28 protein-coding genes are annotated in these 23,761 nt (G+C 46.1%); 2 read left to right on the forward strand and 26 right to left on the reverse strand.

What is annotated here, in order from left to right; all coding sequences use genetic code 11:
• Window positions 1–14: 14 nt before the first annotated feature.
• The 5 genes from ERX40_RS04085 to ERX40_RS04105 all read right to left on the reverse strand — a co-directional run bounded on the left by ERX40_RS04085 (window position 15) and on the right by ERX40_RS04105 (window position 4,341).
• Complete coding sequence (locus tag ERX40_RS04085; RefSeq protein WP_133417220.1) at window positions 15–422, reverse strand: Fur family transcriptional regulator; 408 nt, start codon at window positions 420–422, stop codon at window positions 15–17.
• Window positions 412–1,260: a metal ABC transporter permease gene (locus ERX40_RS04090; protein WP_133417221.1), complete on the reverse strand. Its 849-nt coding sequence runs from the start codon at window positions 1,258–1,260 to the stop codon at window positions 412–414. The genes ERX40_RS04085 and ERX40_RS04090 overlap by 11 nt, the downstream gene beginning before the upstream one ends.
• Window positions 1,257–2,021, reverse strand: a complete 765-nt coding sequence (locus ERX40_RS04095) for a metal ABC transporter ATP-binding protein (RefSeq protein WP_133417222.1) — start codon at window positions 2,019–2,021, stop codon at window positions 1,257–1,259. The genes ERX40_RS04090 and ERX40_RS04095 overlap by 4 nt, the downstream gene beginning before the upstream one ends.
• Before the next feature lie 89 nt (window positions 2,022–2,110).
• Window positions 2,111–3,004 (reverse strand): deoxyribonuclease IV, encoded by an 894-nt coding sequence (locus ERX40_RS04100; RefSeq protein ID WP_165980657.1) that lies wholly within the window; start codon window positions 3,002–3,004, stop codon window positions 2,111–2,113.
• 8 nt (window positions 3,005–3,012) lie between these two features.
• The gene (locus ERX40_RS04105) at window positions 3,013–4,341 is read right to left on the reverse strand and encodes a DEAD/DEAH box helicase (RefSeq protein ID WP_133417224.1); all 1,329 of its coding nucleotides are present in this window, start codon (window positions 4,339–4,341) and stop codon (window positions 3,013–3,015) included.
• A gap of 113 nt (window positions 4,342–4,454) precedes the next feature.
• Here ERX40_RS04105 and ERX40_RS04110 point away from each other — a divergent pair, with 113 nt between their 5' ends.
• Window positions 4,455–5,420, forward strand: a complete 966-nt coding sequence (locus ERX40_RS04110) for a 4-hydroxy-3-methylbut-2-enyl diphosphate reductase (protein ID WP_133417225.1) — start codon at window positions 4,455–4,457, stop codon at window positions 5,418–5,420.
• Between the two features lie 29 nt (window positions 5,421–5,449).
• Here ERX40_RS04110 and ERX40_RS04115 read toward each other — a convergent pair whose 3' ends face one another.
• The 7 genes from ERX40_RS04115 to ccpN form a co-directional block, all read right to left on the reverse strand.
• Window positions 5,450–6,538: a Nif3-like dinuclear metal center hexameric protein gene (locus ERX40_RS04115; RefSeq protein ID WP_165980658.1), complete on the reverse strand. Its 1,089-nt coding sequence runs from the start codon at window positions 6,536–6,538 to the stop codon at window positions 5,450–5,452.
• Window positions 6,486–7,205 carry a tRNA (adenine(22)-N(1))-methyltransferase gene (locus ERX40_RS04120; RefSeq protein WP_133417227.1) on the reverse strand — a complete coding sequence of 240 codons (720 nt, stop codon included), beginning with the start codon at window positions 7,203–7,205 and terminating at the stop codon, window positions 6,486–6,488. Before ERX40_RS04120 ends, ERX40_RS04115 begins: the two co-directional genes overlap by 53 nt.
• Window positions 7,206–7,259: 54 nt before the next feature.
• Window positions 7,260–7,622, reverse strand: coding sequence for a c-type cytochrome (locus ERX40_RS04125; protein WP_133417228.1), 363 nt, complete (start codon window positions 7,620–7,622; stop codon window positions 7,260–7,262).
• A gap of 82 nt (window positions 7,623–7,704) precedes the next feature.
• Window positions 7,705–8,805 carry an RNA polymerase sigma factor RpoD gene (rpoD, locus tag ERX40_RS04130; protein ID WP_133417229.1) on the reverse strand — a complete coding sequence of 367 codons (1,101 nt, stop codon included), beginning with the start codon at window positions 8,803–8,805 and terminating at the stop codon, window positions 7,705–7,707.
• A gap of 21 nt (window positions 8,806–8,826) precedes the next feature.
• Window positions 8,827–10,578, reverse strand: a complete 1,752-nt coding sequence (gene dnaG, locus ERX40_RS04135; protein ID WP_133417230.1) for a DNA primase — start codon at window positions 10,576–10,578, stop codon at window positions 8,827–8,829.
• Window positions 10,579–10,590: 12 nt separating this feature from the next.
• A complete protein-coding gene (locus ERX40_RS04140) occupies window positions 10,591–11,415 on the reverse strand; it encodes a pyruvate, water dikinase regulatory protein (RefSeq protein ID WP_133417231.1) in 825 nt (274 codons plus the stop codon).
• A gap of 10 nt (window positions 11,416–11,425) precedes the next feature.
• A complete protein-coding gene (gene ccpN, locus ERX40_RS04145; RefSeq protein WP_133417232.1) occupies window positions 11,426–12,073 on the reverse strand; it encodes a transcriptional regulator CcpN in 648 nt (215 codons plus the stop codon).
• 266 nt (window positions 12,074–12,339) lie between these two features.
• Here ccpN and ERX40_RS04150 point away from each other — a divergent pair, with 266 nt between their 5' ends.
• Window positions 12,340–13,722: a glycine--tRNA ligase gene (locus ERX40_RS04150; RefSeq protein ID WP_133417598.1), complete on the forward strand. Its 1,383-nt coding sequence runs from the start codon at window positions 12,340–12,342 to the stop codon at window positions 13,720–13,722.
• Between the two features lie 58 nt (window positions 13,723–13,780).
• Here ERX40_RS04150 and recO read toward each other — a convergent pair whose 3' ends face one another.
• The 14 genes from recO to prmA all read right to left on the reverse strand — a co-directional run bounded on the left by recO (window position 13,781) and on the right by prmA (window position 23,759).
• On the reverse strand, window positions 13,781–14,518 hold the full coding sequence (recO, locus tag ERX40_RS04155) for a DNA repair protein RecO (RefSeq protein ID WP_133417233.1): 738 nt from the start codon (window positions 14,516–14,518) through the stop codon (window positions 13,781–13,783).
• Window positions 14,518–15,417, reverse strand: coding sequence for a GTPase Era (gene era / locus ERX40_RS04160; RefSeq protein ID WP_133417234.1), 900 nt, complete (start codon window positions 15,415–15,417; stop codon window positions 14,518–14,520). The genes recO and era overlap by 1 nt, the downstream gene beginning before the upstream one ends.
• On the reverse strand, window positions 15,417–15,821 hold the full coding sequence (gene cdd / locus ERX40_RS04165) for a cytidine deaminase (protein ID WP_133417235.1): 405 nt from the start codon (window positions 15,819–15,821) through the stop codon (window positions 15,417–15,419). Before cdd ends, era begins: the two co-directional genes overlap by 1 nt.
• A 12-nt stretch (window positions 15,822–15,833) precedes the next feature.
• Window positions 15,834–16,181: a diacylglycerol kinase family protein gene (locus tag ERX40_RS04170; RefSeq protein WP_133417236.1), complete on the reverse strand. Its 348-nt coding sequence runs from the start codon at window positions 16,179–16,181 to the stop codon at window positions 15,834–15,836.
• Window positions 16,181–16,645: an rRNA maturation RNase YbeY gene (gene ybeY, locus ERX40_RS04175; RefSeq protein ID WP_133417237.1), complete on the reverse strand. Its 465-nt coding sequence runs from the start codon at window positions 16,643–16,645 to the stop codon at window positions 16,181–16,183. The genes ERX40_RS04170 and ybeY overlap by 1 nt, the downstream gene beginning before the upstream one ends.
• Window positions 16,645–17,589 carry a PhoH family protein gene (locus ERX40_RS04180; protein ID WP_133417238.1) on the reverse strand — a complete coding sequence of 315 codons (945 nt, stop codon included), beginning with the start codon at window positions 17,587–17,589 and terminating at the stop codon, window positions 16,645–16,647. The genes ybeY and ERX40_RS04180 overlap by 1 nt, the downstream gene beginning before the upstream one ends.
• 46 nt (window positions 17,590–17,635) lie before the next feature.
• Window positions 17,636–18,043, reverse strand: coding sequence for a PH domain-containing protein (locus ERX40_RS04185; protein ID WP_133417239.1), 408 nt, complete (start codon window positions 18,041–18,043; stop codon window positions 17,636–17,638).
• Between the two features lie 54 nt (window positions 18,044–18,097).
• Complete coding sequence (locus ERX40_RS04190; protein WP_133417240.1) at window positions 18,098–18,541, reverse strand: hypothetical protein; 444 nt, start codon at window positions 18,539–18,541, stop codon at window positions 18,098–18,100.
• A gap of 10 nt (window positions 18,542–18,551) precedes the next feature.
• Window positions 18,552–19,541, reverse strand: a complete 990-nt coding sequence (gene floA, locus ERX40_RS04195) for a flotillin-like protein FloA (protein WP_133417241.1) — start codon at window positions 19,539–19,541, stop codon at window positions 18,552–18,554.
• 17 nt (window positions 19,542–19,558) lie between these two features.
• Window positions 19,559–20,167: an NfeD family protein gene (locus ERX40_RS04200; RefSeq protein ID WP_243712907.1), complete on the reverse strand. Its 609-nt coding sequence runs from the start codon at window positions 20,165–20,167 to the stop codon at window positions 19,559–19,561.
• Window positions 20,168–20,334: 167 nt separating this feature from the next.
• On the reverse strand, window positions 20,335–20,511 hold the full coding sequence (gene rpsU / locus ERX40_RS04205; RefSeq protein ID WP_133417242.1) for a 30S ribosomal protein S21: 177 nt from the start codon (window positions 20,509–20,511) through the stop codon (window positions 20,335–20,337).
• 104 nt (window positions 20,512–20,615) lie between these two features.
• On the reverse strand, window positions 20,616–21,956 hold the full coding sequence (gene mtaB / locus ERX40_RS04210; protein ID WP_133417243.1) for a tRNA (N(6)-L-threonylcarbamoyladenosine(37)-C(2))-methylthiotransferase MtaB: 1,341 nt from the start codon (window positions 21,954–21,956) through the stop codon (window positions 20,616–20,618).
• A gap of 136 nt (window positions 21,957–22,092) precedes the next feature.
• Window positions 22,093–22,827, reverse strand: coding sequence for a 16S rRNA (uracil(1498)-N(3))-methyltransferase (locus ERX40_RS04215; RefSeq protein ID WP_133417244.1), 735 nt, complete (start codon window positions 22,825–22,827; stop codon window positions 22,093–22,095).
• The gene (gene prmA / locus ERX40_RS04220) at window positions 22,827–23,759 is read right to left on the reverse strand and encodes a 50S ribosomal protein L11 methyltransferase (RefSeq protein WP_133417245.1); all 933 of its coding nucleotides are present in this window, start codon (window positions 23,757–23,759) and stop codon (window positions 22,827–22,829) included. The genes ERX40_RS04215 and prmA overlap by 1 nt, the downstream gene beginning before the upstream one ends.
• Window positions 23,760–23,761: the final 2 nt, after the last annotated feature.

The raw sequence follows: 23,761 nt of genomic DNA on the forward strand, positions 1-23,761 counted from the left end.
GGTAGCTTCCTTTTTTACTGACATCTCTCGCATAAGCCGTATAATTCGATTTTATGAGACTTGACCTCTACACCAGGCAGTTCTGATTTGAAGATATCAATCGGACAGTGGTCAATGACTTTCGTCTGTCCGCATGTCTCGCAGATAAAGTGATGATGGTGATGCGTCGTACAGGATAATCTGAACTGCTTTTCGTTATTCCATTCCGTCGCTTCTATGATACTGAGCTCTGAAAAAAGGTGCAGATTACGGTAGACCGTATCAAAAGAGATACCGGGATAAGTCTCATACATCCGGTACTGAATCTGTTTCGCTGTGATATACTTATTTTCTTCAGCAAGTATTGTAATCATATCACGTCTTTTATCCGTATATTTATAACCGTTATCCTTTAAAATCTGAATGGCTTCATCAATTTTCATCGGCTGACCCTCCTTCTTCACGTTTCTTCTGATAGAAAATAGCACCGAGTAAAATGATAATGAGCAGCAGGACAATGACACCGCCGGGCGAGATATTAAGATAGAATGCAAGCACCAGCCCTAAAATAACAGACACCTCACCGAATATCACACTCCAGAGCATAAGAGCCTTGTACCCGCGAGCAAAGCGCATGGCGCTCGCGACCGGCAGCGTGATCAGACTGCTGACTAACAGAATTCCAACGACTCTCATAGAAGCAGAGATGACGAGCGCCACCATCAGCATAAATAAAATATGGAGAAATCTCGGTACTCCGATGATCTGTGCATACTCCTCGTCAAATGATAGAACGAATAACTCCTTATATAACAAGAAGATGAAAGCAAGCACAATGACAAAAATCAGCAGTATCGTCAATAAATCCGTCAATGTGACAGCGCTGATACTGCCGAATAAATAACCGAACAGGTCCTGATTAAAACCGTCAGCGAGCGAGATAAAGACCACACTCAGACCGATACCGAGCGACATGATGATCGGAATCGACAGCTCCTGATAATGCTTATAGACGCTTCTCAGACGTTCAATCAGCAGCGCGCCCGTCACCGAGAACAGAATACCGAACCAGATGGGATTGATGACTGCCGGCGCTAACCACTTAGCAGCAAGCATCCCGAATGAAATGCCGCCGAGCGTCACATGACTGAGGGCGTCAGCAATCAGTGACAGTCTTCTGACCACAATAAACGTGCCGATAAGCGGTGCGAGCACCCCGATCAGCATACCGCATAAGAATGAATAACGCATAAAATCGAAGTTCAGTAACGCATCAATCATAAACAGCACTCCCTGGCATGATTATGGTCGACGAACTGCACAGGATGTCCGTAGATCTTCGAGATTTCCACTTCGTCGAGTGATTTGAACTGCTGCACGGTGCCGTGGAAATGCAGGTGCTGATTCAGACAGGCGACATTGGTCGCAGTATCCGCGACAACGCCGATATCATGCGTCACCATCAGGATCGTGATACCCTCATCTTTCAGCTGAGTCAGGAGCTGATAGAACTCAGCAACGTGTTTTGCATCTATGCCGACTGTCGGTTCATCCAGTATCAGAATACTGGGATTAGAGACCAGCGCTCTGGCGATAAAGACACGCTGCTGCTGGCCCCCTGACAGCTGAGAGATATTCTTAGCAGCAAGATGCGTGATATTCAGCCGTACCATCAGCTGATCCACGCGCTCGCGGTCGTTTCTTGAGAAACGCTGGAATAGTTTCTTCTCCTGAATCAATCCGCTCATGATGACTTCTCTGACTGAAGCAGGAAAACCTGTGTTCCCTGCATTTGCTTTCTGCGAGACATAGCCGATACGTTCAGATTTCTTCTGGGATAATGGTTTGCCGTTCACCAGGATCTCCCCTGACTGCAGCGGCAATATGCCGAGAATGAGTTTAAGTAACGTTGATTTGCCGGAGCCGTTCGGTCCGACGATTGCCAGGAAGTCACCCGGAAATATCTTCAGACTGATATCATGCAGCGCACGTTTATCAGGATAACGATAGTCCACATGTTTAATTTCAAATACAGGTTCCATCTTTCACCTCTCCGTTCACCAATACTCTTTATGATAATGTAAATCGTAATGAAAACGCAAGGACGACATATCGTCCCTGCGCAGAAAGTTTACTGGTTTAAAATTTTATCGAGTAATGTCGAATCAAACTGCCCGCTCCTTATCATCTCAATCTCGAAACGATAAGGCGGTTTCTTGTTCTTTTTATCTTCACCGACATACGGTGTCTCAAGAATTTTCGGTATTTCCGCGAAAGCTTTATGATTTATGACACGTTGCAGCGCATCAAAGCCGATCTCACCGAAGCCAAAGTTCTCGTGTCGGTCCTTACGGGCACCTCGAACATTTTTACTGTCATTGACATGCAGCACCTTGATTCGGTCAAGACCGACAATCTGATTGAATTCCTGCAGCACACCGTCAAGGTCATTGATGATATCGTAGCCTGCATCATGGACGTGACAAGTATCAAAACAGACGGATAAGCGTTCATTATTGGTGACGCCGTCAATAATCTGCGCCAGTTCCTCAAAAGTCTTGCCGCATTCAGAGCCTTTACCTGCCATCGTCTCAAGAGCGATACGGACATCATTATCGTTCGTCAGCACTTCATTGAGTCCCTCGATGATTTTCCGGATGCCTGCGTCCTCACCGGCGCCGACATGCGCACCTGGATGCAGGACGATATCCTTTGCTCCGAGTGCTTCAGTCCGCTCGATTTCCTTCTGCAGGAATTCCACACCGAGTTCAAACACTTCCGGTTTGACCGTATTCGCCATATTGATGATATAAGGCGCATGGACGACGATGCTCGACAGGCCGTTGTCCTTCATATGCTGGAGGCCCGCTTCGATATTCAGGTCCTCAATCGGTTTACGGCGCGTGTTCTGAGGTGCGCCTGTATAGATCATAAAGGTAGAGGCGCCGTATGATGCAGCTTCTTCAGATGCCGCGAGCAGCATTTTCCTGCCGCTCATCGATACATGTGAACCAATCAACATCAAGATCCCTCCTATTTCTTTCTGGCTTCTTTGTTGCGTCGCTTCGCAAATGATTTCTTCTCGTTACGTTTCAGCTGGTCCAGCTCATAACGGAATTTACGTTTGTAGCCAGGCTTCACTTTTTTCTTGCTCTTCACTTTATGTTTCAGTTTCTGTTCAATATTGTCTTCCTGTTTCTTACGGCCGGAACGCTGTGTACGGTCCTTGATCTCCTTCAGTTCACCGGACTTCGTGTCCGCATGAATGAATGTGAAACCTTTCTTCTCGATCTGGTTGATGAGATCTTCCTCTTCCGGTGTGTAAAGGGTGATCGCTGTCCCCTTGTAGTTTCCGCGTCCTGTACGACCGACGCGGTGTGTAAAGAAGTCGATATCCTGAGAGATATCGTAGTTGATGACATGGCTGACCCCTTCAATATCGATTCCGCGGGAGGCAAGGTCTGATGCGACAACGAACTGGAAGTCGAGCTGCTTGATCCGCTTCATCTGCTGCACGCGCTCACGTGGCGTCAGACCACCATGAATGACGCCTGCCTTGATGCCCTGCTCAGCTAAGTGATTCAGGACTTCATCGGCACGTTCACGGCTGTTCGCGAAGATAATACAGAGATACGGATTGATGGTTGCCATGACTTCAACCAGTTTCTCTTTCTTGTCGTTACTTTTAGTTGGAACGAGATAGAATTCAATGTTTTTATTTGTCTTTTCAGTCGGGTCAATCTCGACAAACTCAGGCTGCGTCAGATATTTGTTCAGGAACGGATGCAGTGCCTTAGGAATAGTGGCAGAGAAGACAGCTAACTGAGCATCCTCCCCTAAACGTGAGGCGATAAAATCGACGGTCGGCATAAAGCCGAGGTCGATCATCAGATCCGCTTCATCGATGACGATGGACTTTGCGAGATGCAGATGGAGGGCATTCTCTCTAGCCATATCATTGATACGGTTAGGTGTACCGATGACAAGCTGTGGTTCAATTCTTGATTTCTGGATATCCTTCTGTTTGTCTGTGCCGCCGATATACAGCCCTGCCTTGATACCCTCTTTAAATGACAGTAAGTGCTGCGCTGCATCGTATAACTGCTTCGCAAGCTCTCTTGTCGGCGCTAAAATGATCACCTGTGGTTCATGTACAGCTGCATCAATTTTATCGATTAATGGCAGCAGGAATGAATGTGATTTACCTGTCCCCGTCTGTGACTGACCGATTAAGTTGATTCCTCTCATTAACTTCGGAATGACGCGTCTCTGGATTTCAGTGGGCTGATCGAAATTAAGATCTTTCACCGCTTCTATTAATTCAGATGAAAGTTCAAAATTTTCAAATGGATGTTTAGCCATTGTTATCCTCCTTTATTTCTTCATCCTTAGTATTATAGCGGAAAGTTCCGGTTAAAGATAGTTTAATTGGTTACCCAAAGTTTGCTATACTAGGAACAAAAGGAGGTTTCCTCATGGATATCATTAAAATAACGCCACGTGGTTACTGTTACGGTGTCGTGGATGCAATGGTCATCGCCCGCAATGCATCACTCGATAAAAACCTGCCACGTCCCATATATATACTCGGCATGATCGTTCATAACAAGCATGTCACCGACGCATTTGAAAACGACGGCATCATCACGCTTGACGGACCTAATCGTCTTGAAATCCTGGAACAGATTGACTCAGGCACGGTAATCTTCACGGCTCATGGTGTCTCACCTGAAGTCAAAGCCCGCGCCAAGGAAAAAGGACTGGTCTGTATCGATGCGACATGCCCGGATGTTGAGAATACACATGCCCTGATCCGCAGCAAGAAAGCTGAAGGTTATCACGTCATCTATATCGGCAAGAAGGGGCATCCGGAACCGGAAGGTGCTGTCGGTGTCGCACCTGATATCGTTCATCTGGTTGAGAACCAGGAGGATATCATCAGACTGAGCGAAGATCTGAAAGACTATAAACTCGTTGTCACGAATCAGACCACGATGTCACAGTGGGATGTCTCACACTTGATGGTTGAACTGCAGAAGAAATTCCCGCACATTGAAGTGCATAAGGAAATCTGTCTTGCGACTCAGGTTCGTCAGGAGGCTGTGGCTGATCAGGCTGATCAGGCTGATCTTCTGATTGTTGTCGGTGATCCGAAAAGCAATAACTCAAACCGTCTGGCGCAAGTCTCTCAGGAGATCGCCCATACAGAAGCTTATCGCATCTCAGACATCAGTGAACTGAATCTTGAATGGCTGGACGGCAAGAAGACAGTTGCCATCACAGCAGGAGCCTCAACACCGACGCCGATTGTCAAGGAAGTCATTGATTTTATCTCTCAATATGACCCGGCAGCGCCTGGTGCATTACCACTATCTTCTTCAGTTCCAACAGAGAAGATTCTTCCTAAGATCAAAAAACCTAAACCTGTTCAGATATTATAAAAGACATTCGCCGAGTGGCGAATGTCTTTTTAAATAGCTGTAAAAGGGTCTGTTGAGACCGTCGAAGCCTGTATGCTCAGTTCATCGGTGAAAGACTCAAGCAGTTCTTTCAGTCCTTCTTTCATGACATTTTCAGAATAATGCTCGATATCAGCAGTTGTCAGTCCCATCATCAACAGGTCATGTGCTTCGTGATATTTGATGTCCCCTGTCAGGAATAAATCGATATCATGATGCTTGACATCCTGTCCATAACTTACACCTGCTCCGCTGATAATACCGATTGTTCTGACTTCCTTTTCAATATCCCCGATTAGTTTCAATGTGGATATACCCAGTTTTGCCTTCAGTTCCGGCAGCCAGTCCTTCAGCACGACACTGCCTTCAAGTTCACCTTTAATGCCTGTTCCAAACGTATCCTTGACTTTGTAGCGATAGATATCATAAGCGGGTTCCTCGTATGGATGCGCAGCGTGCACCGCTTCTTCAACTGCAGCCTGACGCTCAGGCTGGAAGACACACTCAAGCTTCAGCTCATCTACTATCTCAAGCTTATTCCGCTTGCCGGTAAACGGGTTCGCCTGCTCATTCGGTTTGAACTGGCCTTTCCCTTCCAGCTGAAAGAAGCAATCGCTGTAGTCACCGATCTGCCCGACGCCTGCCTCACTTAAGGCACTTTTAAGCGCGTCCGCATGCGCTTCCGGCACAAAGACCTGCAGCTTCGCCATCTCCTGCTGCCCGGGCAGCAGAATCTGCTGGTTCGTCATTCCTATCTTGTCGGCTATCATGGCACTGACGCCGTGATTATAGGCATCGAGATTGGTGTGCATGGCGATCAGATTGATATCGTTTTTAATCAGTGCATGCATGACTGCCCCGTACCCCGTGTTCTCAATCCGTTTGATACCTGAGAAAATAAGCGGATGATGAGCAATGATCGTATTACAGTTTTTTTCAGCTGCTTCTTTAACAACTTCAAGGGTACAGTCAAGAGTCGTCAGTATACCGGTAATGTCTTTGTCTTTATCACCGATCAGTAGTCCGACGTTATCCCAGTCCTCTGCCTTAGCGAACGGAATGTGATGATTGATCAGTTGCAGTAATTCTCTGATTCGCAAAATGAATCGCCTCCTGATAAAGTTTCAGCTGTGCTTCAATCTCCTGCAGTTTTTCCTGCTGAGCCGGTTTATCTATAATCGTCTGCTCGATGCGCTGCAGATGCAGATATTCCTTCTGCCATTTCTCATTGAAGGTTTCATTCTGTTCCTTGAGCAGATAGGGACCGAATTTCATCTCCGCGTCACTGAGCTGCATCTCACCTGCTTCAGCGACCATAATCTCATAAATATGCTTCTTTTCTTTGATGATATCCTCTGCAATGATCTGATAACCGAGCTTCATCAAAGCGTTGCGTACAGCCGCTGAATGAATATTGCTCTGCAGAATCAGCCGGGGTTTGTCAGCCAGTTTTTTGCTTCCAGTCAAAAGGATATCACTGATCAGAGGTCCCCCCATTCCGCAGATGGTGATACAGTCCACTTCTCCCTTCTCAATGACTTCAAGCCCTGAGCCTTTACGGACGCTGATCCGTCCACTGAGTCCATGGCTGGCAACATTCTTAGCAGCCGCCTGGAACGGGCCGTCCACAATTTCTCCTGCCACAGCATATGAAATCTGCTCGCTGCTCACTAAATGAATAGGCAGATATGCATGATCTGAACCGATATCAGCCATGCGCTCTCCCTTCACATATTCTGCCACTTTCAGTAATCTATTACCAATCATAAAATGCTCCTAACAAAAAAATCTTTTGCCTCAGCAAAAGATTTTTAATTTTTATTATTTTGCGCCGTCTTTCAGGTATTTAACAAGCGTATCTAAATCTTTGTCAGCGATGACTGATTCGTCATGAGCCGGCATTGCGCCTTTACCTTCACGGATGATTTTCTTAACTTCAGCATCATCTTTAGAGATACCCGCTAATTTAGGACCCATAGCTCCTTCAAGGTTCTGTCCATGACAAGACGTACAGTTATCTTTAGCGAATGCAGCCGCATCGAATTTCTGTTCAGTCTTCGCTGCACCTTCTCCGCCTTCAGCACCTTCTTTTTCTTTGTTAGCACCTTCTGCTGACATGAAGAAAATTAAACCTACGCCCATAAGCAGGATTAATAAGAATGGAACAACTGGATTACGATTCATTGATTTTGCCTCCCTTTATATTGACCATATACATATCTATTTTATATTAAAAAAGCACATTGTCAAAGTCTTTTCACAACTTTTAATCCATAAAGTCTTTCAGACGTTTACTTCTTGATGGATGGCGAAGCTTGCGCAGTGCTTTTGCTTCAATCTGGCGAATACGTTCCCGCGTCACACCAAATACCTTTCCTACTTCTTCAAGTGTACGGGTACGGCCATCGTCCAGACCAAAGCGCAGACGCAGCACATTTTCCTCGCGGTCTGTCAGTGTATCCAGTACATCCTCAAGCTGCTCTTTCAGAAGCTCATAAGCTGCGTGATCAGCAGGACTCTGCGCATCCTGATCTTCAATGAAATCACCTAAATGAGAATCATCCTCTTCACCGATAGGCGTTTCAAGGGACACCGGTTCCTGTGCGATTTTAAGGATTTCACGTACTTTTTCAGGTGGCAGGTCCATCTCCTCACCGATCTCCTCTGGTGACGGGTCACGGCCCAGATCCTGCAGTAACTGTCGCTGCACACGGATCAGTTTATTGATCGTCTCTACCATATGAACCGGAATACGAATTGTTCTCGCCTGGTCAGCTATAGCACGGGTGATAGCCTGACGGATCCACCACGTTGCATAAGTAGAGAATTTGAAACCTTTTGTGAAATCAAACTTCTCCACGGCTTTGATCAGACCCATATTCCCTTCCTGAATCAGGTCAAGGAACAGCATCCCACGCCCGACATAACGTTTAGCGATACTGACTACAAGACGCAGGTTAGCTTCAGCGAGACGTGCTTTCGCTTCCTCATCTCCTTGCTCAATCCGTTTAGCAAGCTCTATCTCTTCTGCTGCACTCAACAGATTGACACGGCCGATTTCTTTCAGATACATACGCACAGGGTCATTGATCTTCACTCCAGGAGGAGCAGATAAATCACTCAGATTCAATTTTTCATCTGTATCCTGTGCGTCCTTTTCGTTGATCAGTGAAATATCATTCTCCGCAATGGCCTCGAAGAATTCATCCATCATATCAGCATCCATCTCAAAGTTCTGCAGTTTATCTGCAATCTCTTCATGGCTGAGCTGACCATTTTTCTTACCTGTCTCAATTAACTGTGCTTTTATCTGATCTAATGTCAATGCCACATCAGGCACACTTTTAACATTCTTTTTACTTGCCATACACACTGCCTCCTCGTATTACTACTGTTTCTTCTGTCGATTAAAAATAATGATCTGCTGCAGCAGCTGATTTCTCCTATCAATATCACCTGCTGCAATGGCCTCGTTCAGTTCCTTCTTCAAATTCTGAAGCTCATGCTGCTCTTTCTGTTCAGTATGTATCACATAGAGATAGTCATTGATCTCATCCAGTGAAGGATGTTCGTTGATCTCCATATTATCAATCGAGATGACGTCACTATGCGCATGATCCTGAACAAAAGAAAGAAACTGGCTGATGCTGAAATGTTCCTCTATGTCATAATACCCTGATAGAGCATGATATATCGCCTGATGAGACGGCTTTTTAAAATGTTCATCTGTTATTTCATCATACATCTTATGATATAGGGCCTTATCAGAGAAAAAGTGCTTAAGTACAATCCGCTCTGCCCGTTCCTGCTTTGAATAGATAACATTCTGCACAGGGGCAGCTGTTTCATGACGATGCGGCACATATTTCGCGACTTCAAAATTAAGACTGTCAAAGTCCACTTTAAACAATTCACTTGCTTCATGCAATATTTTTTTACGCATGGCAGATGATTTGACGCGTCCGATATCCTGCAGTATCTCATTCAGCTTCTGTTCATAGACAAGATCGTTTGAGGTGACCTCCCGGGACATCTGGCGCATTTTGTAGCTGACAAAAGCAATTTTATTGTGATTGACATAACTCACAAACTTTTCACGGCCCATTGCTTTGATCATCTCATCGGGGTCCATACCGGTTCGTAAAGGTACAACATAAACATTTGTGCCGGCAGCGAGCAATGTCTCACCAACATTAAGAGTGGCTTCTATCCCGGCTTTATCGCCATCAAACATCAAAGTGATGTTTCCCGCCAGCTTCTTAAGCTGCAGCTGATGTTCACGACTGAGCGCAGTCCCCATGGTCGCTATGGCATTCGTGAGTCCGGCTTCGTTTACTTTGATGACATCCATGAAGCCTTCAAGCAGGAGCACTTCATCCTGTTTACGGATTGCTTTCCGTGCAATGTCAAGATGATACAGCAGCTGTCTCTTCTGAAATATAGGCGTTTCAGGACTGTTCAGATATTTAGGCTCCTGGTTCTGATACGTTCTGCCGGAAAAACCGACCGTATGACCCTGTGCATTATTGATTGGAAACATGATGCGGTCACGGAACCGGTCGTAATAGGTGAAGTTCTCCTCATTTCTTGATAGGAGCCCTGCTTCGTAAGCGAGCGCCTTATCAAAGCCTCTTTTTTCAAGAAAATCATTGGCAAAATGGCTGATATCCGGACTATAACCGATTTTCTCCTGATTGATGAGTTCTTCTGTGAAGCCGCGGTCATACAGATACTGAAGGGCAGGTTCCGCTTCCTTGACCGCCTTCAGCACATAATGGTAATAATCCCTGAGCAGCTCGTGCATCTCAATCATCTTCATATTATCATTTGCGACAACGACCTTCTGATCCGACTCAACTTCAATGCCCACATTCTCACCAAGACGTCTGACCGCTTCAACAAAGGTGATGTTCTCTATCTGCTCTAAAAACTGAAAAACATTTCCGCCCTTTTTACAGCCGAAACAATGACAGATCTGCTTTTCAGGCGAGACGGAAAATGAAGGTGTTTTTTCATCATGAAAGGGACATAAACCGATATAGTTTCGTCCCCTTTTTTCTAATTTCACATATTGGCTGACCAGACTGAGAATGTCATTCTTCTCCCTGATCTCGTTAATTATTTCCTGCTTGATCTGCAATTTGTCACCCTCTTATAACTTAAAGCTTTTGTTTGACGTGACAATCTTAATGATTTCATTCGCTGTCTCCTCGATTGCCTTATTGGAGACATCGATAACAGGGCAGCCTATCCGTGAGACTATTTTTTCAAAGTATTCGAGCTCGGCATGGATCCGCTGATCCTGTGCGTAACTTGCGTCATCATTCAGCCCGAGCTGCACCAGTCTTTCTTTTCTGATAGCGTTCAGTTTTTCAGGATCGATCTTCAGTGCAATACATTTTGCCGGATCGATTTCGAACAGTAGTCCCGGCGGATCAACTTCAGGAACGAGCGGCACATTCATCACTTTGAAACGCTTATGTGCAAGATACTGACTCAGCGGCGTCTTTGATGTTCGCGAGACGCCGACCAGAACAATATCAGCCTTCGGTAAGCCTCTCGGATCACGTCCATCATCATATTTAACGGCAAACTCAATCGCTTCTATCTTCTTGAAGTAATCTTCATCCAGCTTATGGACGACACCTGGTTCATTGAGCGGTGATTCATTCAGCTGTTCTGTCAGAATCATCATCAAAGGTCCCATGATATCAACGTAGTCCAGATTATACTGTTCAAGCTGTGCCTTCATGTATGCTCTTATCTTCGGTTTAACGAGCGTATAGATGACGATAGACTGCTGTTCTCTTGCAATCGCAATCACTTCATCCACGTTTTCGTTTGTCTCAATATAAGGTAATCTGACAATTTCCAGTGCTTTACCTAACTGATTGAACTGTGAAGTGCAGGCCTTAGTCACCAGTTCTGCTGTTTCACCGACAGAGTCTGAAGCAATAATCAATCTGATTTCATCCATATTTACTCTCCTATTCATCTTCTATCAGTGCTACAAAAGCACGGGTAATAGTTGTCTTCGTAATGCGGCCAGTAACTTCAAATGCTGTCCCTTTCTGTATGACGACCGGCAGAGAATCAATTTCGCGGTCGATCAGCAGATTTGCGGCATATATCAGAAGGTCATCCGGAAAGACAACAGCAATATTGGGCATGCGGCTCATGATGATATGGACAGGCGTGGTATGAATATCCTGGCCGCCCATTGTCGCTCGGAGCAGATCTTTTCTGGAACAGACACCGACAAGCTCTTTTTTCTCATTCAGTATAAATAACGTACCGACATCATCTATAAACATTTTGACAATCGCCTCATAGACAGAAATGTCTTCTGAGATGACTGACGGCAGCGACTGAAAGTCCTTGACGTAAAACTTCTTGATTGAATCTGACAGCAGCTGAGTACTTGATTTACCTGTATAAAAATAACCGACGCGTGGCCTTGCATCCAGAAAGCCTGCCATGGTCAGAATGGCCAGGTCTGGTCGTAAAGTCGCGCGTGTTAAGTTCAGCTGCTCCGCAATTTTTTCACCTGTGATGGGGCCGTTGTTTTTGACGATCTGCAGAATCTTGTTCTGTCGTTGATTCAGTTCGATATAGAACACCCCCCAGGTAGACATAGTTAGATAAATGTATTATACGACTTAAATATCTTAATGACAACGAATCTCACTTAAATATTGTTCTGGTCCATCAAACATGTTATATTTTTAATAAGCGAGTTAAGGATGGTGCAAGCTTAACAATTATTTGGCCTGATCAGATGAATAACAAAGATGAGTGGAAACACTAATTTGGGTGGAACCGCGGGTAAATATACTCGTCCCAAGGCATATGATGCCTTGGGACTTTTTTTATCCGCTTGAAAATATAATTGGAGGTCATGATTATGACAAATATGGAAACGATTGTTACTTTAGCTAAACACCGTGGCTTTGTCTTTCCCGGCAGTGAGATCTACGGTGGTCTTGCAAACACATGGGACTATGGTCCGCTTGGAATCGAATTAAAGAATAACGTTAAAAAAGCCTGGTGGCAGAAATTCATCCAGCAGTCGCCTTATAACGTGGGTCTTGATGCAGCGATCCTGATGAACCCAAAAACATGGGAGGCAAGTGGTCACTTATCCAACTTCAACGACCCGATGATTGACTGTAAACAGTGTAAAGCCCGTCACCGTGCTGACAAACTGATTGAAGATGTCATGCAGCAGGAAGATGACCGCTTCGTAGCAGACGGCCTGAGCTTCGATGAGATGAAACGTCTGATTGATGAGAAGAACATCGACTGTCCTGAATGTGGGGCGCACGACTATACGGATATTCGCCAGTTCAATCTGATGTTCAAGACGTTCCAGGGTGTCACAGAATCTTCCACAAATGAAATCTTCCTGCGTCCTGAGACAGCGCAAGGCATCTTCGTCAATTACAAAAATGTCCAGCGTTCTATGCGCAAAAAATTACCATTCGGTATCGGTCAGATCGGTAAATCATTCCGTAATGAGATCACACCAGGTAATTTCACATTCCGTACACGTGAGTTCGAACAGATGGAACTTGAATTCTTCTGTAAACCAGGCACTGAAATTGAATGGCAGAACTACTGGAAGGACTTCGCAGCGAACTGGTTGATTACTTTGGGTGTGCACGAAGAGAATATGCGTCTCCGTGACCACGATGCTGATGAACTCTCTCACTACTCAAATGCGACAACGGATATCGAATACAAATTCCCGTTCGGCTGGGGTGAGTTATGGGGTATTGCGAGCCGTACTGACTTTGACCTGAAGAAACATATGGAGCATTCAGGCGATGACTTCAGCTATCACGACCAGGAAGCAAATGAGAAATACGTACCGTACTGTATTGAACCTTCACTGGGTGCTGACCGTGTGACGCTCGCCTTCCTATGTGATGCATATACTGAAGAGCAGCTTGAAGGTGATGATACCCGTACAGTCCTGCGGTTCCATCCAGCACTGGCTCCTTATAAAGCAGCCATCCTGCCCCTCAGCAAAAAATTATCCCAGGACGCGCTAAAAGTATTCGAGGAATTAAGCAGTGATTTCAATATCGACTTCGACGAAAGTCAGTCGATCGGTAAACGTTACCGTCGTCAGGACGAGATCGGTACGCCGTACTGCATCACGTTCGACTTCGATTCACTGGAAGATAATCAGGTGACAGTCCGCGACCGTGACACGATGGAGCAGATCCGTATGCCGATTTCAGAAGTGAAAAGCTTCTTAGCAGAGAAAGTTAAATTTTAACCTTATCCAAATAAGAACCGCCGCTATCAAATGATAGCGGCGGTTTTCTGATGGGTCATCAGTTCAGCTGTTCCAGTATTTTTCTTGATTTCAGATAGACACCTGTGAACTCATCATAGAGTCTGAAGACCAGCTGCTCCATGACTCTGACCGTGTCATCCTGTATTGCAATATGGCTGAACTGGTCAAGCGGCAGTTCCGCAAGCAGATTAAGCAGGTACAGGCTGCGGTTAGATAGACGGATGGCATGCGGGTCGTGCTCTATCTGGGCAGTTGTAATCACACTGTTATATTTAAATGAATAAGCAGTGAATGTCTTCGCATCAGTAGACTGGTCCACTTCACTCATATAGAAGTTCGGTTTATAACCGTATAACGGCATCAGCTTCAGGCTGACGATCAGGGCGACCACTGCCGGCTGATGCCCTTCCGTCATCTTATCCAGCCCAAACTTCAGGAGCTGATAGCAGTATTTATTCTCTTCGTCTTCTTCAATCGCTCTGTCAATCAGTTCAGCGATATACTGCGCGTAAGTCAGCCTGTGAATGTCACTGCGCAGCACATAATGGCTGCTGATGGTATCCACCGACGTCAATGTGCCCATTCCCCTAAACTGTGAGAAAATAAACAGGTTCTCGTAGAATAAGTCCAGCGCTGAACCGAACTTCTTTGATTTCCTGGCATTTCTCGCCATCACTGCAATCTTGCGGCCATGTTCGGCAAGAAAAGTGATAATCAGATGCGAATCACCGTATGGCACACGTCTCAGGACGATACCATTCACTTTATTCAGCATTAATACTCGTCTTCACGGTAGCCGATCTGTCTGATGAAGTTCGGTTTGTTGCGCCAGTCTTTCTGCACTTTAACCCACAGCTCCAGATAAACTTTAGAACCGAGCAGCCGCTCAATATCCTGACGTGCCCGAATACCGATTTCCTTCAGCATCTTCCCCTGCTTACCGATGACAATCCCTTTCTGGGAATCGCGTTCCACGTAGATAGTTGCTTCCACTTTGACTTTCTCGTCATCCTCACGCAGCATCTTCTCTACATTGACACCGATGGCATGCGGAATTTCCTGACTGGTCAGATGAAGGGCCTTCTCACGGATGAGCTCAGCGACAATGAAGTGCTCCGGATGATCTGAGATCTGGTCCTTAGGATAATACATCGGTCCTGCCGGTAAGTAGCCGCTGATGACTTCTACAAGCCGGTCAACGTTATTGCCCTGCAGTGCAGAGATCGGTACGATTTCTGCGAACGGCAGCAGATCCTTATACTTCTCTATCTCACTGATCAGCTGATCCGGGTGAATCAGATCGATCTTGTTCAGGACGAGAAAGACCGGTGTCTTCGTGTTCTTCAGCATATCAACTATAAACTCATCACCACGCCCGATACTCTCTTCTACATTGATCATAAAAAGAATGGCGTCGACTTCACGAAGTGTATTTTTCGCGACTTTCATCATATAATCACCGAGTACGTGTTTCGGCTTATGGATACCCGGCGTATCGATAAAGATGATCTGTGCATCCTCTGTTGTGAGGACACCCTGGACTTTGTTTCTTGTTGTCTGGGCTTTGTCGGACATGATGGCCACCTTCTGCCCCAGCACTCTGTTCATAAAAGTAGATTTACCTACGTTAGGCCGTCCGATGATCGCAACAAACCCTGATTTAAATTCTGTCATTAATCCAAGTCCTTTCCTGAGAAACCGAGCGGCAGTAGTTCTGCCACCGTTCTTTCGATGATATCCCCTGCTGGATTTGTCATATAGACAGGCATATCATCGTCACATAGTTCTTTTAACACTTGTCTGCAGGCACCGCACGGCGAAGAGGGTTCATCCGCATCTGTCGTCACAACAATCGCAGCGAAATCCCCGGGCTTATACCCCTGTGCTATTGCAGAGACCAGGGCCGTTCTTTCAGCACAGATCGCTTCGCCGTATGCCGCATTCTCGACATTACAGCCGTGAAAAGCCTGTCCGTCTTTAGCCAGCAGATAGGCCCCTACGTTGAATCTGGAGTAAGGTGTGTAAGCTTTGCTCTGCGCGTGACGTACTTCATGTAACCATTCCCGGTTAAATTCCATTTTAATTCCTCCTTAATAAAATAGCATCAGAATATAGGGCAAGAAAATAATGAGACCGATCAGTGCACTCATCATGCTGGCAAGGACGACCGCGAATGCGGCAGTATCTTTTGCATACTTGGCCAGCTCATGATAGTCCTCTGTCACGAGATCAACGACATATTCAAGCGACGTATTCAGCACTTCCGTGATCAGCACTGAAAAGATGGAGATGATGATAAACAGCCACTCGAGTGTCGTCAGCCTGAAAAACATGCCGAAGCCTATTACAATCAGCGCTGTCAGTAGATGCAGGATAAAATTAACATCTCTTTTCAGCAGTGTGAGAAAACCCTGCAGCGGATAAACGAACCGCTTCATCAGCCTTCACGCGTCAGCCCATATGCTGATAGAATCTGATCTTGACGGCCGAACATGACCTTTTCCTCTTCTGCTGTCAGATGATCATAACCAAGCAGATGCAGAAGGCCGTGCAGAGCCAGAAAACCGAGCTCGCGTTCAAATGAATGCCCATATTCAGCTGCCTGCTCCTGCGCACGTTCGATGCAGATGATGATATCACCGAGTACACGCACTTCAGATGGGTCCTGAAAGTCATCCTCGCCTTCTTCAAGCGCGAAACTGATGACGTCTGTCACGCTATCCTTATCACGGTACTGATGATTGATCGCTCTGATTTCCTCTGCTGTCACAAAGGACACAGCGACTTCAGCCTCATCGACAATCCCTTCCTCTTCAGCAGCAAACTGCAGCAGCGCCTCCACTTCCGGGAGATAGGCGGCATCCACTGTCTGACTGTCATCAATAAATTCAACTGTCAACATTATTCTTCCCCCTCATATGCTCTAATAATCTTGCCGACAAGCGGATGACGTACAACGTCACTCGCCTCAAATTCCTGTATCACAATTCCCGGCACATGGCCGAGACGGGCTTCTGCTTCCACCAGACCGCTCTTCGTGTTCTGCGGCAAATCAATCTGGGTCTTATCGCCTGTGATGACCATTTTTGAACCGAAACCGAGACGGGTCAGAAACATCTTCATCTGTGCGTGCGTCGTATTCTGCGCTTCGTCCAGAATGATGAATGCATCGTCCAGTGTGCGTCCACGCATATAGGCAAGAGGTGCCACTTCGATTACGCCGCGTTCAATCAGACGCGCCGTATGCTCAGCTCCCAGCACATGATGCAGACCATCATAAAGCGGACGAAGGTAAGGATCGACCTTTTCCTTCAGGTCGCCCGGCAGGAAGCCGAGTGATTCCCCCGCCTCCACCGCAGGACGCGTCAGTACAATCCGCTTGACCTTGCCGGCCCTCAGACTCTTTGCAGCCATCACGACGGCGAGGAATGTCTTACCTGTACCCGCCGGGCCGATACCGAACACGAGATCATTTTTCTTGATCTGATGGACGTATAGACGCTGACCCATCGTTTTCGCACGGATGGACTTACCGTATGCATCCTTCGTGATCTCTTCATCATAGAGATCCGTCAGATAGCTGATTGTTCCTTTTTCAGCCATCTGCGCAGCTGACTGGACATCTTTTAAGGAGATGTTCATCCCTTTTTGAATCACCTTCAATAAGTTAACGATCACAGCCTCGGCCTTCTCGACGTTGTCATCATCTCCGTCGACAGTCACCTGACTGCCGCGGGTATGTATCTTGACATCAAATGTCTCTTCAAGATAAGTGATATGTTCGTCGTTATTCCCTAACAGTGCCTGTGCCTCGTTAACATCTTCTATATCAATTGTATGTGGCATTCAAAAACTCCTTTGTCATTGATTATCTTAAATTTACCACAGCACGCTATAAGTTGCATCTTACCGCATCCAGGTTCTGCTGATTCTGAAAATAGATATCAGGATTGATATGCAGCAGCATGCTGACAAACCGTTCCGTTTCAACCGGGAATACTACTATCCGGTCCTTATCTCCAGAATATAATTCAACACCAGGTCTACTGCCATAGAGTGCGACATTCAGCATCTCTATCTGCATGATATCGATATCGATACGACTGAGACCTCGATGCACTTCCAGAACTGTGCTGATTCTATAGTATTCCCTGAGCAGCATGACAAGTAACAGACAAGTCAGCAGAAATGTGACTGAAAACAATAGAGTGGAACTGATGAAGTAATAGAATATAAGCAGACAGACAAGTATCAGACTGATCATCTTAAACAACGGATTAATCTGGCTTTGAAACTTCATATTCTCACCTCTTCACTTTATTTTAGCATAAAAAAATAAGAGAGCACGGCTCTCTTATCGCTTTGATTTTGGCGGAGATAACAGTTCTGCCATAATCAGTCCATGAACTAAATTCTCATTCGTGATATCAAATGTAAAGCCAGCATCTTCAGTCAGATCCTGCTCTTTGATAGCAGCCAACCGCTGGGCTTTCTGCTGTTCGGTCAGATGTGTGTCAGTCAGCACCCGCTCAATTTTATCCTGTTTTTTCGGCTGAACTTTCTCAGTCCGTTCAGCACGGGGACTTACAGTAGGTGTCTTCTCTCCAGGCGTCACCGCAGCCCTGTCAAGCGTCGTGCGCTGTTCGAGGCGTTCTATATTCGTCTGAACACGCTGCTCGAAATCCCTGACCTTACGGATGACCGGTCCTTCAGTGTCATCTTTTTTCTTTTTCTCCCATAAAGACTGTCCCACTGTAATAATGATACCGATAATAAATACGATTGTACCGATAGACATTCAGGTCCCCCTACTTTCTGCGTGGCGCCGGCTCACTCTGGTCCGTCAGTTTGTTGATGGCATTACGCATGCCTGTATCAGACTCAATGTTCTTCAGATTGTAGTAATCCATCACACCGATATTGCCTTCCTGGAGGGCTTTTGCCATGGCAAGCGGCACTTCAGCCTCTGCTTCCACAACTTTCGCTCTCATTTCCTGAACGCGGGCCTTCATTTCCTGTTCCTGTGCCACGGCCATCGCACGACGTTCTTCAGCTTTCGCCTGAGCGATGTTCTTATCGGCCATCGCCTGTTCTGTCTGCAGATCGGCACCGATATTCTTACCGATATCCACATCCGCGATATCGATCGACAGGATTTCAAACGCTGTACCTGAATCCAGACCCTTGCCGAGAACTGTCTGAGAGATCATATCCGGGTTCTCTAATACGGACGTATGTGACCGACTTGAACCGATGGTAGAGACAATCCCCTCACCGACACGGGCAACGATTGTTTCTTCACCTGCCCCACCGACAAGACGCTCGATGTTGGCACGCACTGTGATACGGGCCTTCGCCTTCACTTCGATTCCGTTCATCGCGACCCCCGCAATGAACGGCGTCTCAATGACCTTCGGATTAACCGACATCTGTACTGCTTCCAGCACATCACGACCGGCAAGATCAATAGCTGCCCCTCGCTCGAACGGCAGATTGATATCCGCACGCTGAGCCGCGATAATAGCGTCGACTACCCGGTCGACGTTACCACCCGCTAAATAGTGGGACTCCAGCTGATTCGTGGTGAGCTGCAGACCTGCTTTATGCGCTTTGATCAGCGGGTCAATGACACGTCTCGGCGAAACACGACGCAGTCTCATACCGACTAATGTGCCGATGCCGACTTTAACACCGGCAGCTAATGCTGAAATCCATAATCCCACAGGGACGAATGTAAATAAAATCATCAGAAATACCAGAATAATGCCAGCAATCACAAGTAAAGCGATTAATTCCATCTTGTTCACTCCTCCAATTATAATGTTCTTACTACTACTCTTGTTCCTTCAACAAAAATAATGGTCACTTCCCGGTCCTTCTCAATAAATGCGCCTTCACTGACCGCATCAATCCGCTTGCCGTCAAATACAATGATACCGGACGGTCGCAGCGGCGTCAGCGTCAAAGCGTTCTGGCCGACAAGATGGCTTCGGTCGTCATGAGATGAATAACCGGCTTCCTTTGACGTTGAGTCTGTCAGAATCACATTTCTGAATAAAGGAATCTTCTTTTTAAAGAACTTCACCACTATCACCCATTCTATTGCTGTAAGTATCAAACTAATTGCGAGAAACACAGCCATTCTTGAAATATTCTCACCGATCAGGAGAAAGCTTCCCATAACCATCAGCGCGCCCAGTATTCCCAGAACGGCACCCACAACAAATAACTCCAGTATCATGAGTACAACACCTGCGGTAAAAAGAAGCACCGAAATCATTTCCAGGTCGCCTGTCACACCTGTCAGGACTACAAAGCCGAGACTGGCCAGTATGAGGATAAAGCCAAAAACAGTAAAGCGCGGAGCATACAGCTGAGCAACTGCAGTTAAAAAAATAACGCTCATCAAGAAAAATAACATCATCTCATAGGACGACAGTGTCAAACTTGTCACCTCCATATCCTTATTATACATGAAGTGGTAATATCTTTAACCTTTTACATCACGAATTAAGAAAACTTTAAGGTAAATAAAAAAGCACAGGCATAAGCCTGTGCTCATCTATAATAATATCTGAGGGAGTTCAAACATTATTTGAATTTGCGTTTACGTGCTGCTTCTGATTTCTTCTTACGTTTAACACTTGGTTTTTCGTAGAATTCATGTTTACGCGCATCTTGAATCGTACCACTTTTAGAAACTGTACGCTTGAAACGACGCAGCGCATCTTCAATAGATTCGTTTTTACGAACAACAGTTTTAGACATTAAATTTCCCTCCCTCCAAATATCAACGGAACTAATTAAGACATAGCATAAGTCTATGTACTCAAATATTATAATATAAGAGATTTAACTGGTCAATAGTGAATTTATTTACCAGCCATTGCTGCAGGTCTTGATTTCGGCAGCACTTTAACCAACTGTCCATGGTTGACCGGATAACCGGCTTCGGTCACTTTAACCTTGACGATCTCACCGATCAGATCTTCACTGCCTTCAAACTGCACTTTCAGATAGTTATCAGAGTAACCGATCAGCTGACCATTCTCGGAACCTTTCTCCTCTGGAATGACTTCCAGTACTTCACCTTCGAACCTGCTTGCATATTCTTTCGCCAGCTGATCAGAAAGGCTGATTAAACGATGGACACGATCATTTTTGACAGCTTCATCAATCTGGTCGGTCATCCGTGCTGCCGGAGTACCGGTACGCATAGAATAAGGAAAGACATGCAGCTCAGAGAATTTATGCGCTTCAATGAAGTGATAAGTCTCCATAAACTCCTCTTCAGTCTCTCCCGGGAAACCGACGATGACATCACTCGTCACCGCAAGTCCAGGCATGATCGCATGCAGTTTAGTCAGCCGTTCTGAGAAATGAGCCATCGTATATTTACGGCGCATCCGTTTCAGGACTGTGTCACTGCCTGATTGAAGCGGAATATGCAGATGCCGAACAACCTTTGTACTCTTATCAATGACATCAATCACTTCATCCGTCAGCTGACTTGCTTCAATTGAAGAAATACGGATACGTTTAAGTCCTTGAATCGTCTCGAGATCCCGGAGTAACTGCGCTAAATTGTAATTCTTTAAATCTTCACCGTAGCCACCAGTGTGAATACCCGTCAGAACGATTTCCTGGTAGCCTGAATCCACGAGCTGAGTCGCCTGTCTCACGACTTCCTGCGGATCACGCGAACGCATCAGTCCACGTGCCCAAGGGATGATACAGAATGTACAGAAGTTATTACAGCCTTCCTGAATCTTCAGGGATGCACGCGTTCTATCCGTGAAATAAGGTACATCAAGCTCTTCATAAGTTCGGTTTTTCATGATGTTTGTCACGCCGTTGATCGGCTGACGCACACTTTTATAGGCTTCAATATAAGGCAGCATCTTATTGCGGTCCTGCGTGCCGACCACGATATCCACACCCGGGATATCCATGATTTCAGCAGAAGAGGTCTGCGCGTAGCAGCCTGTCACGCAGATAACCGCATCCGGATTGCGACGGATCGCACGGCGGATGACCTGCCGGCTTTTCTTATCGCCTGTGTTGGTGACGGTACATGTATTAATGACATAGACATCAGCATTGGTCTCAAAGTCAACGCGGTCGTAACCGGCGTCCTTGAATAACTGCCAGATGGCTTCTGTCTCATAATGATTGACTTTACAGCCTAATGTATGGAATGCAACTGTTGACATAGAGTCCACCTCTTTACTTCTGATTACTTGTTTATAAATTCATACAGCTTTTCGATAACCTTAACATTTTACTATTTATTATACATTAAAATCAAGAGGAGATAATTAAAAAGACAGGATTCCTCGGAATCCTGTCTTACTGCTCAAGCAGCTCAAGGTGATAACTCACAGCTGACAAAGCATACAGCGGTGCCGTCTCAGCACGTAGTATCCGCGGTCCGAGTCCAACCTGTACGCCTTCAAGCAGGTTGATCTCCTTCTCGCTGAGTCCACCTTCAGGACCAAAGACCATCAGCACACGGTCATCCGGTCTGAATGATTTGAGTGCCTGCTGCAAGGCGCGCTGTTCATGGTTCTTCGCACTTTCTTCGTAAGCGATGATGATATGATCGAAATCTCGGGATATATTATTCAGCTCGCCTATAAAATCAATCTCCGGAATATGCTGACGATAGCTCTGCTCAGCCGCTTCTTTAATGATTTTGCGGAAGCGTTCCAGACGTTTGTCCGCCTTCCGTTCATCCCACTTAACCACTGAGAACTCACCCTGAAACGGTATAAAGGCTCCTGCACCCAGTTCTGTTGCCTTCTGCAGCATCCATTCATATTTATCATTCTTCAGAATACCGCTCGCGATTGTTATCTGGACAGGTAGTTCAGTTAAGAGATCGAGCGCTTCCTGTACTTTCACTTCGATCCCTTCTGTCATGCTGGCAATGGCCGCTTTAAAGCTGCCATTGCTGAAATTGATAATCAGTTCATCGCCGACATTCTGCCGCATCACGTTCTTGATATGATGGACATCGTCTTTTGAGGATATGAGGAACAGACTGCCGACTTCTGCTCTCTCTTCGAGAAAATAGCGCTGCATCACTGCACCTTCCGGGCAAGGATGGCCACCCAGCCTTTTTCACGCATAACAGTAACTACTTTAAAGCCTGCAGCTATCATATGGTCAGTAATCAGCTTTTCCTTCTCGTCGATGATGCCTGAAGCGATGAACAGTCCATCTTCATTCAGCAGGTTGAAGGCATCATCTACCATCAGGTCAACGATATGGGCGAGTATATTCGCAATGACGACATCCCGCGTTTCTGTTTCACAGACCAGCAGGTTGCCTGTATCTGTTTCAATCGCGTCCTGACAGTGATTGATTGCAAAGTTCTCCTCTGCCACTCTGACAGCGACCTTATCCAAATCTACAGCACGGATAGGCGCCGCGCCCATGCGGTGAGCTGCAATACTTAAGATACCTGAACCCGTACCGACATCGATGACAGACATCCCCGGCTTCACGTACTGTTCCACTAAACGCAGACACATGGATGTCGTTGCATGGTCACCTGTACCGAAAGCCATCCCTGGATCCAGCTGAATGACTTCCTCATCATCCTCTGCCTGATAATCTTCCCAGCTCGGGACAACCGTGAATTTCTCTGAAGCTTTGAAGGCGTGAAAATGATTCTTCCACTCATTCTCCCAGTCCGCGTCCTTGATAGCCGCTGTCGAAATTTCGAAACGCGTGACTTCAACGTCATGCAGGGAGTAAACTGCCTGCTCAATCTCCGTCAGAAGTCTGTCGTTGTAATCAAACTGGCTGTAGTAACATTTCACGCGCACATCCTGATCAGGATAGTCAGCGGGATTCAGCTCATAGATTTCACCGAAAGTCTCTATGCGGCCTTTCTGCAGTTCCAGACTGTCCTCGATGACAATACCGTTAGCACCTAATTCATTCAGGATATCTGCTATGAAAGGCTCCACTTCGTGATTGATCATCAGCGTAATCTCTTTATAATCCATCT

It is taken from the genome of Macrococcus carouselicus (assembly GCF_004359515.1).
In the GTDB taxonomy this organism is placed as follows: domain Bacteria; phylum Bacillota; class Bacilli; order Staphylococcales; family Staphylococcaceae; genus Macrococcus; species Macrococcus carouselicus.

What these genes read in the sequence shown, in the direction of transcription:
- rpoD (WP_133417229.1), bottom strand. Translation starts at nt 8,805, where the DNA reads ATGGCAAGTAAAAAGAATGTTAAAAGTGTGCCTGATGTGGCATTGACA.
- floA (WP_133417241.1), bottom strand. Translation starts at nt 19,541, where the DNA reads ATGGAATTAATCGCTTTACTTGTGATTGCTGGCATTATTCTGGTATTT.
- ERX40_RS04120 (WP_133417227.1), bottom strand. Translation starts at nt 7,205, where the DNA reads ATGATTGGTAATAGATTACTGAAAGTGGCAGAATATGTGAAGGGAGAG.
- rpsU (WP_133417242.1), bottom strand. Translation starts at nt 20,511, where the DNA reads ATGTCTAAAACTGTTGTTCGTAAAAACGAATCTATTGAAGATGCGCTG.
- ERX40_RS04105 (WP_133417224.1), bottom strand. Translation starts at nt 4,341, where the DNA reads ATGGCTAAACATCCATTTGAAAATTTTGAACTTTCATCTGAATTAATA.
- mtaB (WP_133417243.1), bottom strand. Translation starts at nt 21,956, where the DNA reads ATGTCAACAGTTGCATTCCATACATTAGGCTGTAAAGTCAATCATTAT.
- ccpN (WP_133417232.1), bottom strand. Translation starts at nt 12,073, where the DNA reads ATGTCTACCTGGGGGGTGTTCTATATCGAACTGAATCAACGACAGAAC.
- ERX40_RS04170 (WP_133417236.1), bottom strand. Translation starts at nt 16,181, where the DNA reads ATGAAGCGGTTCGTTTATCCGCTGCAGGGTTTTCTCACACTGCTGAAA.
- ERX40_RS04180 (WP_133417238.1), bottom strand. Translation starts at nt 17,589, where the DNA reads ATGCCACATACAATTGATATAGAAGATGTTAACGAGGCACAGGCACTG.
- prmA (WP_133417245.1), bottom strand. Translation starts at nt 23,759, where the DNA reads ATGGATTATAAAGAGATTACGCTGATGATCAATCACGAAGTGGAGCCT.
- recO (WP_133417233.1), bottom strand. Translation starts at nt 14,518, where the DNA reads ATGCTGAATAAAGTGAATGGTATCGTCCTGAGACGTGTGCCATACGGT.
- era (WP_133417234.1), bottom strand. Translation starts at nt 15,417, where the DNA reads ATGACAGAATTTAAATCAGGGTTTGTTGCGATCATCGGACGGCCTAAC.
- cdd (WP_133417235.1), bottom strand. Translation starts at nt 15,821, where the DNA reads ATGGAATTTAACCGGGAATGGTTACATGAAGTACGTCACGCGCAGAGC.
- ERX40_RS04090 (WP_133417221.1), bottom strand. Translation starts at nt 1,260, where the DNA reads ATGATTGATGCGTTACTGAACTTCGATTTTATGCGTTATTCATTCTTA.
- ERX40_RS04190 (WP_133417240.1), bottom strand. Translation starts at nt 18,541, where the DNA reads ATGTCTATCGGTACAATCGTATTTATTATCGGTATCATTATTACAGTG.
- ERX40_RS04140 (WP_133417231.1), bottom strand. Translation starts at nt 11,415, where the DNA reads ATGGATGAAATCAGATTGATTATTGCTTCAGACTCTGTCGGTGAAACA.
- ERX40_RS04095 (WP_133417222.1), bottom strand. Translation starts at nt 2,021, where the DNA reads ATGGAACCTGTATTTGAAATTAAACATGTGGACTATCGTTATCCTGAT.
- ERX40_RS04200 (WP_243712907.1), bottom strand. Translation starts at nt 20,167, where the DNA reads ATGATGTTATTTTTCTTGATGAGCGTTATTTTTTTAACTGCAGTTGCT.
- ERX40_RS04185 (WP_133417239.1), bottom strand. Translation starts at nt 18,043, where the DNA reads ATGAAGTTTCAAAGCCAGATTAATCCGTTGTTTAAGATGATCAGTCTG.
- ERX40_RS04110 (WP_133417225.1), top strand. Translation starts at nt 4,455, where the DNA reads ATGGATATCATTAAAATAACGCCACGTGGTTACTGTTACGGTGTCGTG.
- ERX40_RS04125 (WP_133417228.1), bottom strand. Translation starts at nt 7,622, where the DNA reads ATGAATCGTAATCCAGTTGTTCCATTCTTATTAATCCTGCTTATGGGC.
- ERX40_RS04085 (WP_133417220.1), bottom strand. Translation starts at nt 422, where the DNA reads ATGAAAATTGATGAAGCCATTCAGATTTTAAAGGATAACGGTTATAAA.
- ybeY (WP_133417237.1), bottom strand. Translation starts at nt 16,645, where the DNA reads ATGTTGACAGTTGAATTTATTGATGACAGTCAGACAGTGGATGCCGCC.
- ERX40_RS04215 (WP_133417244.1), bottom strand. Translation starts at nt 22,827, where the DNA reads ATGCAGCGCTATTTTCTCGAAGAGAGAGCAGAAGTCGGCAGTCTGTTC.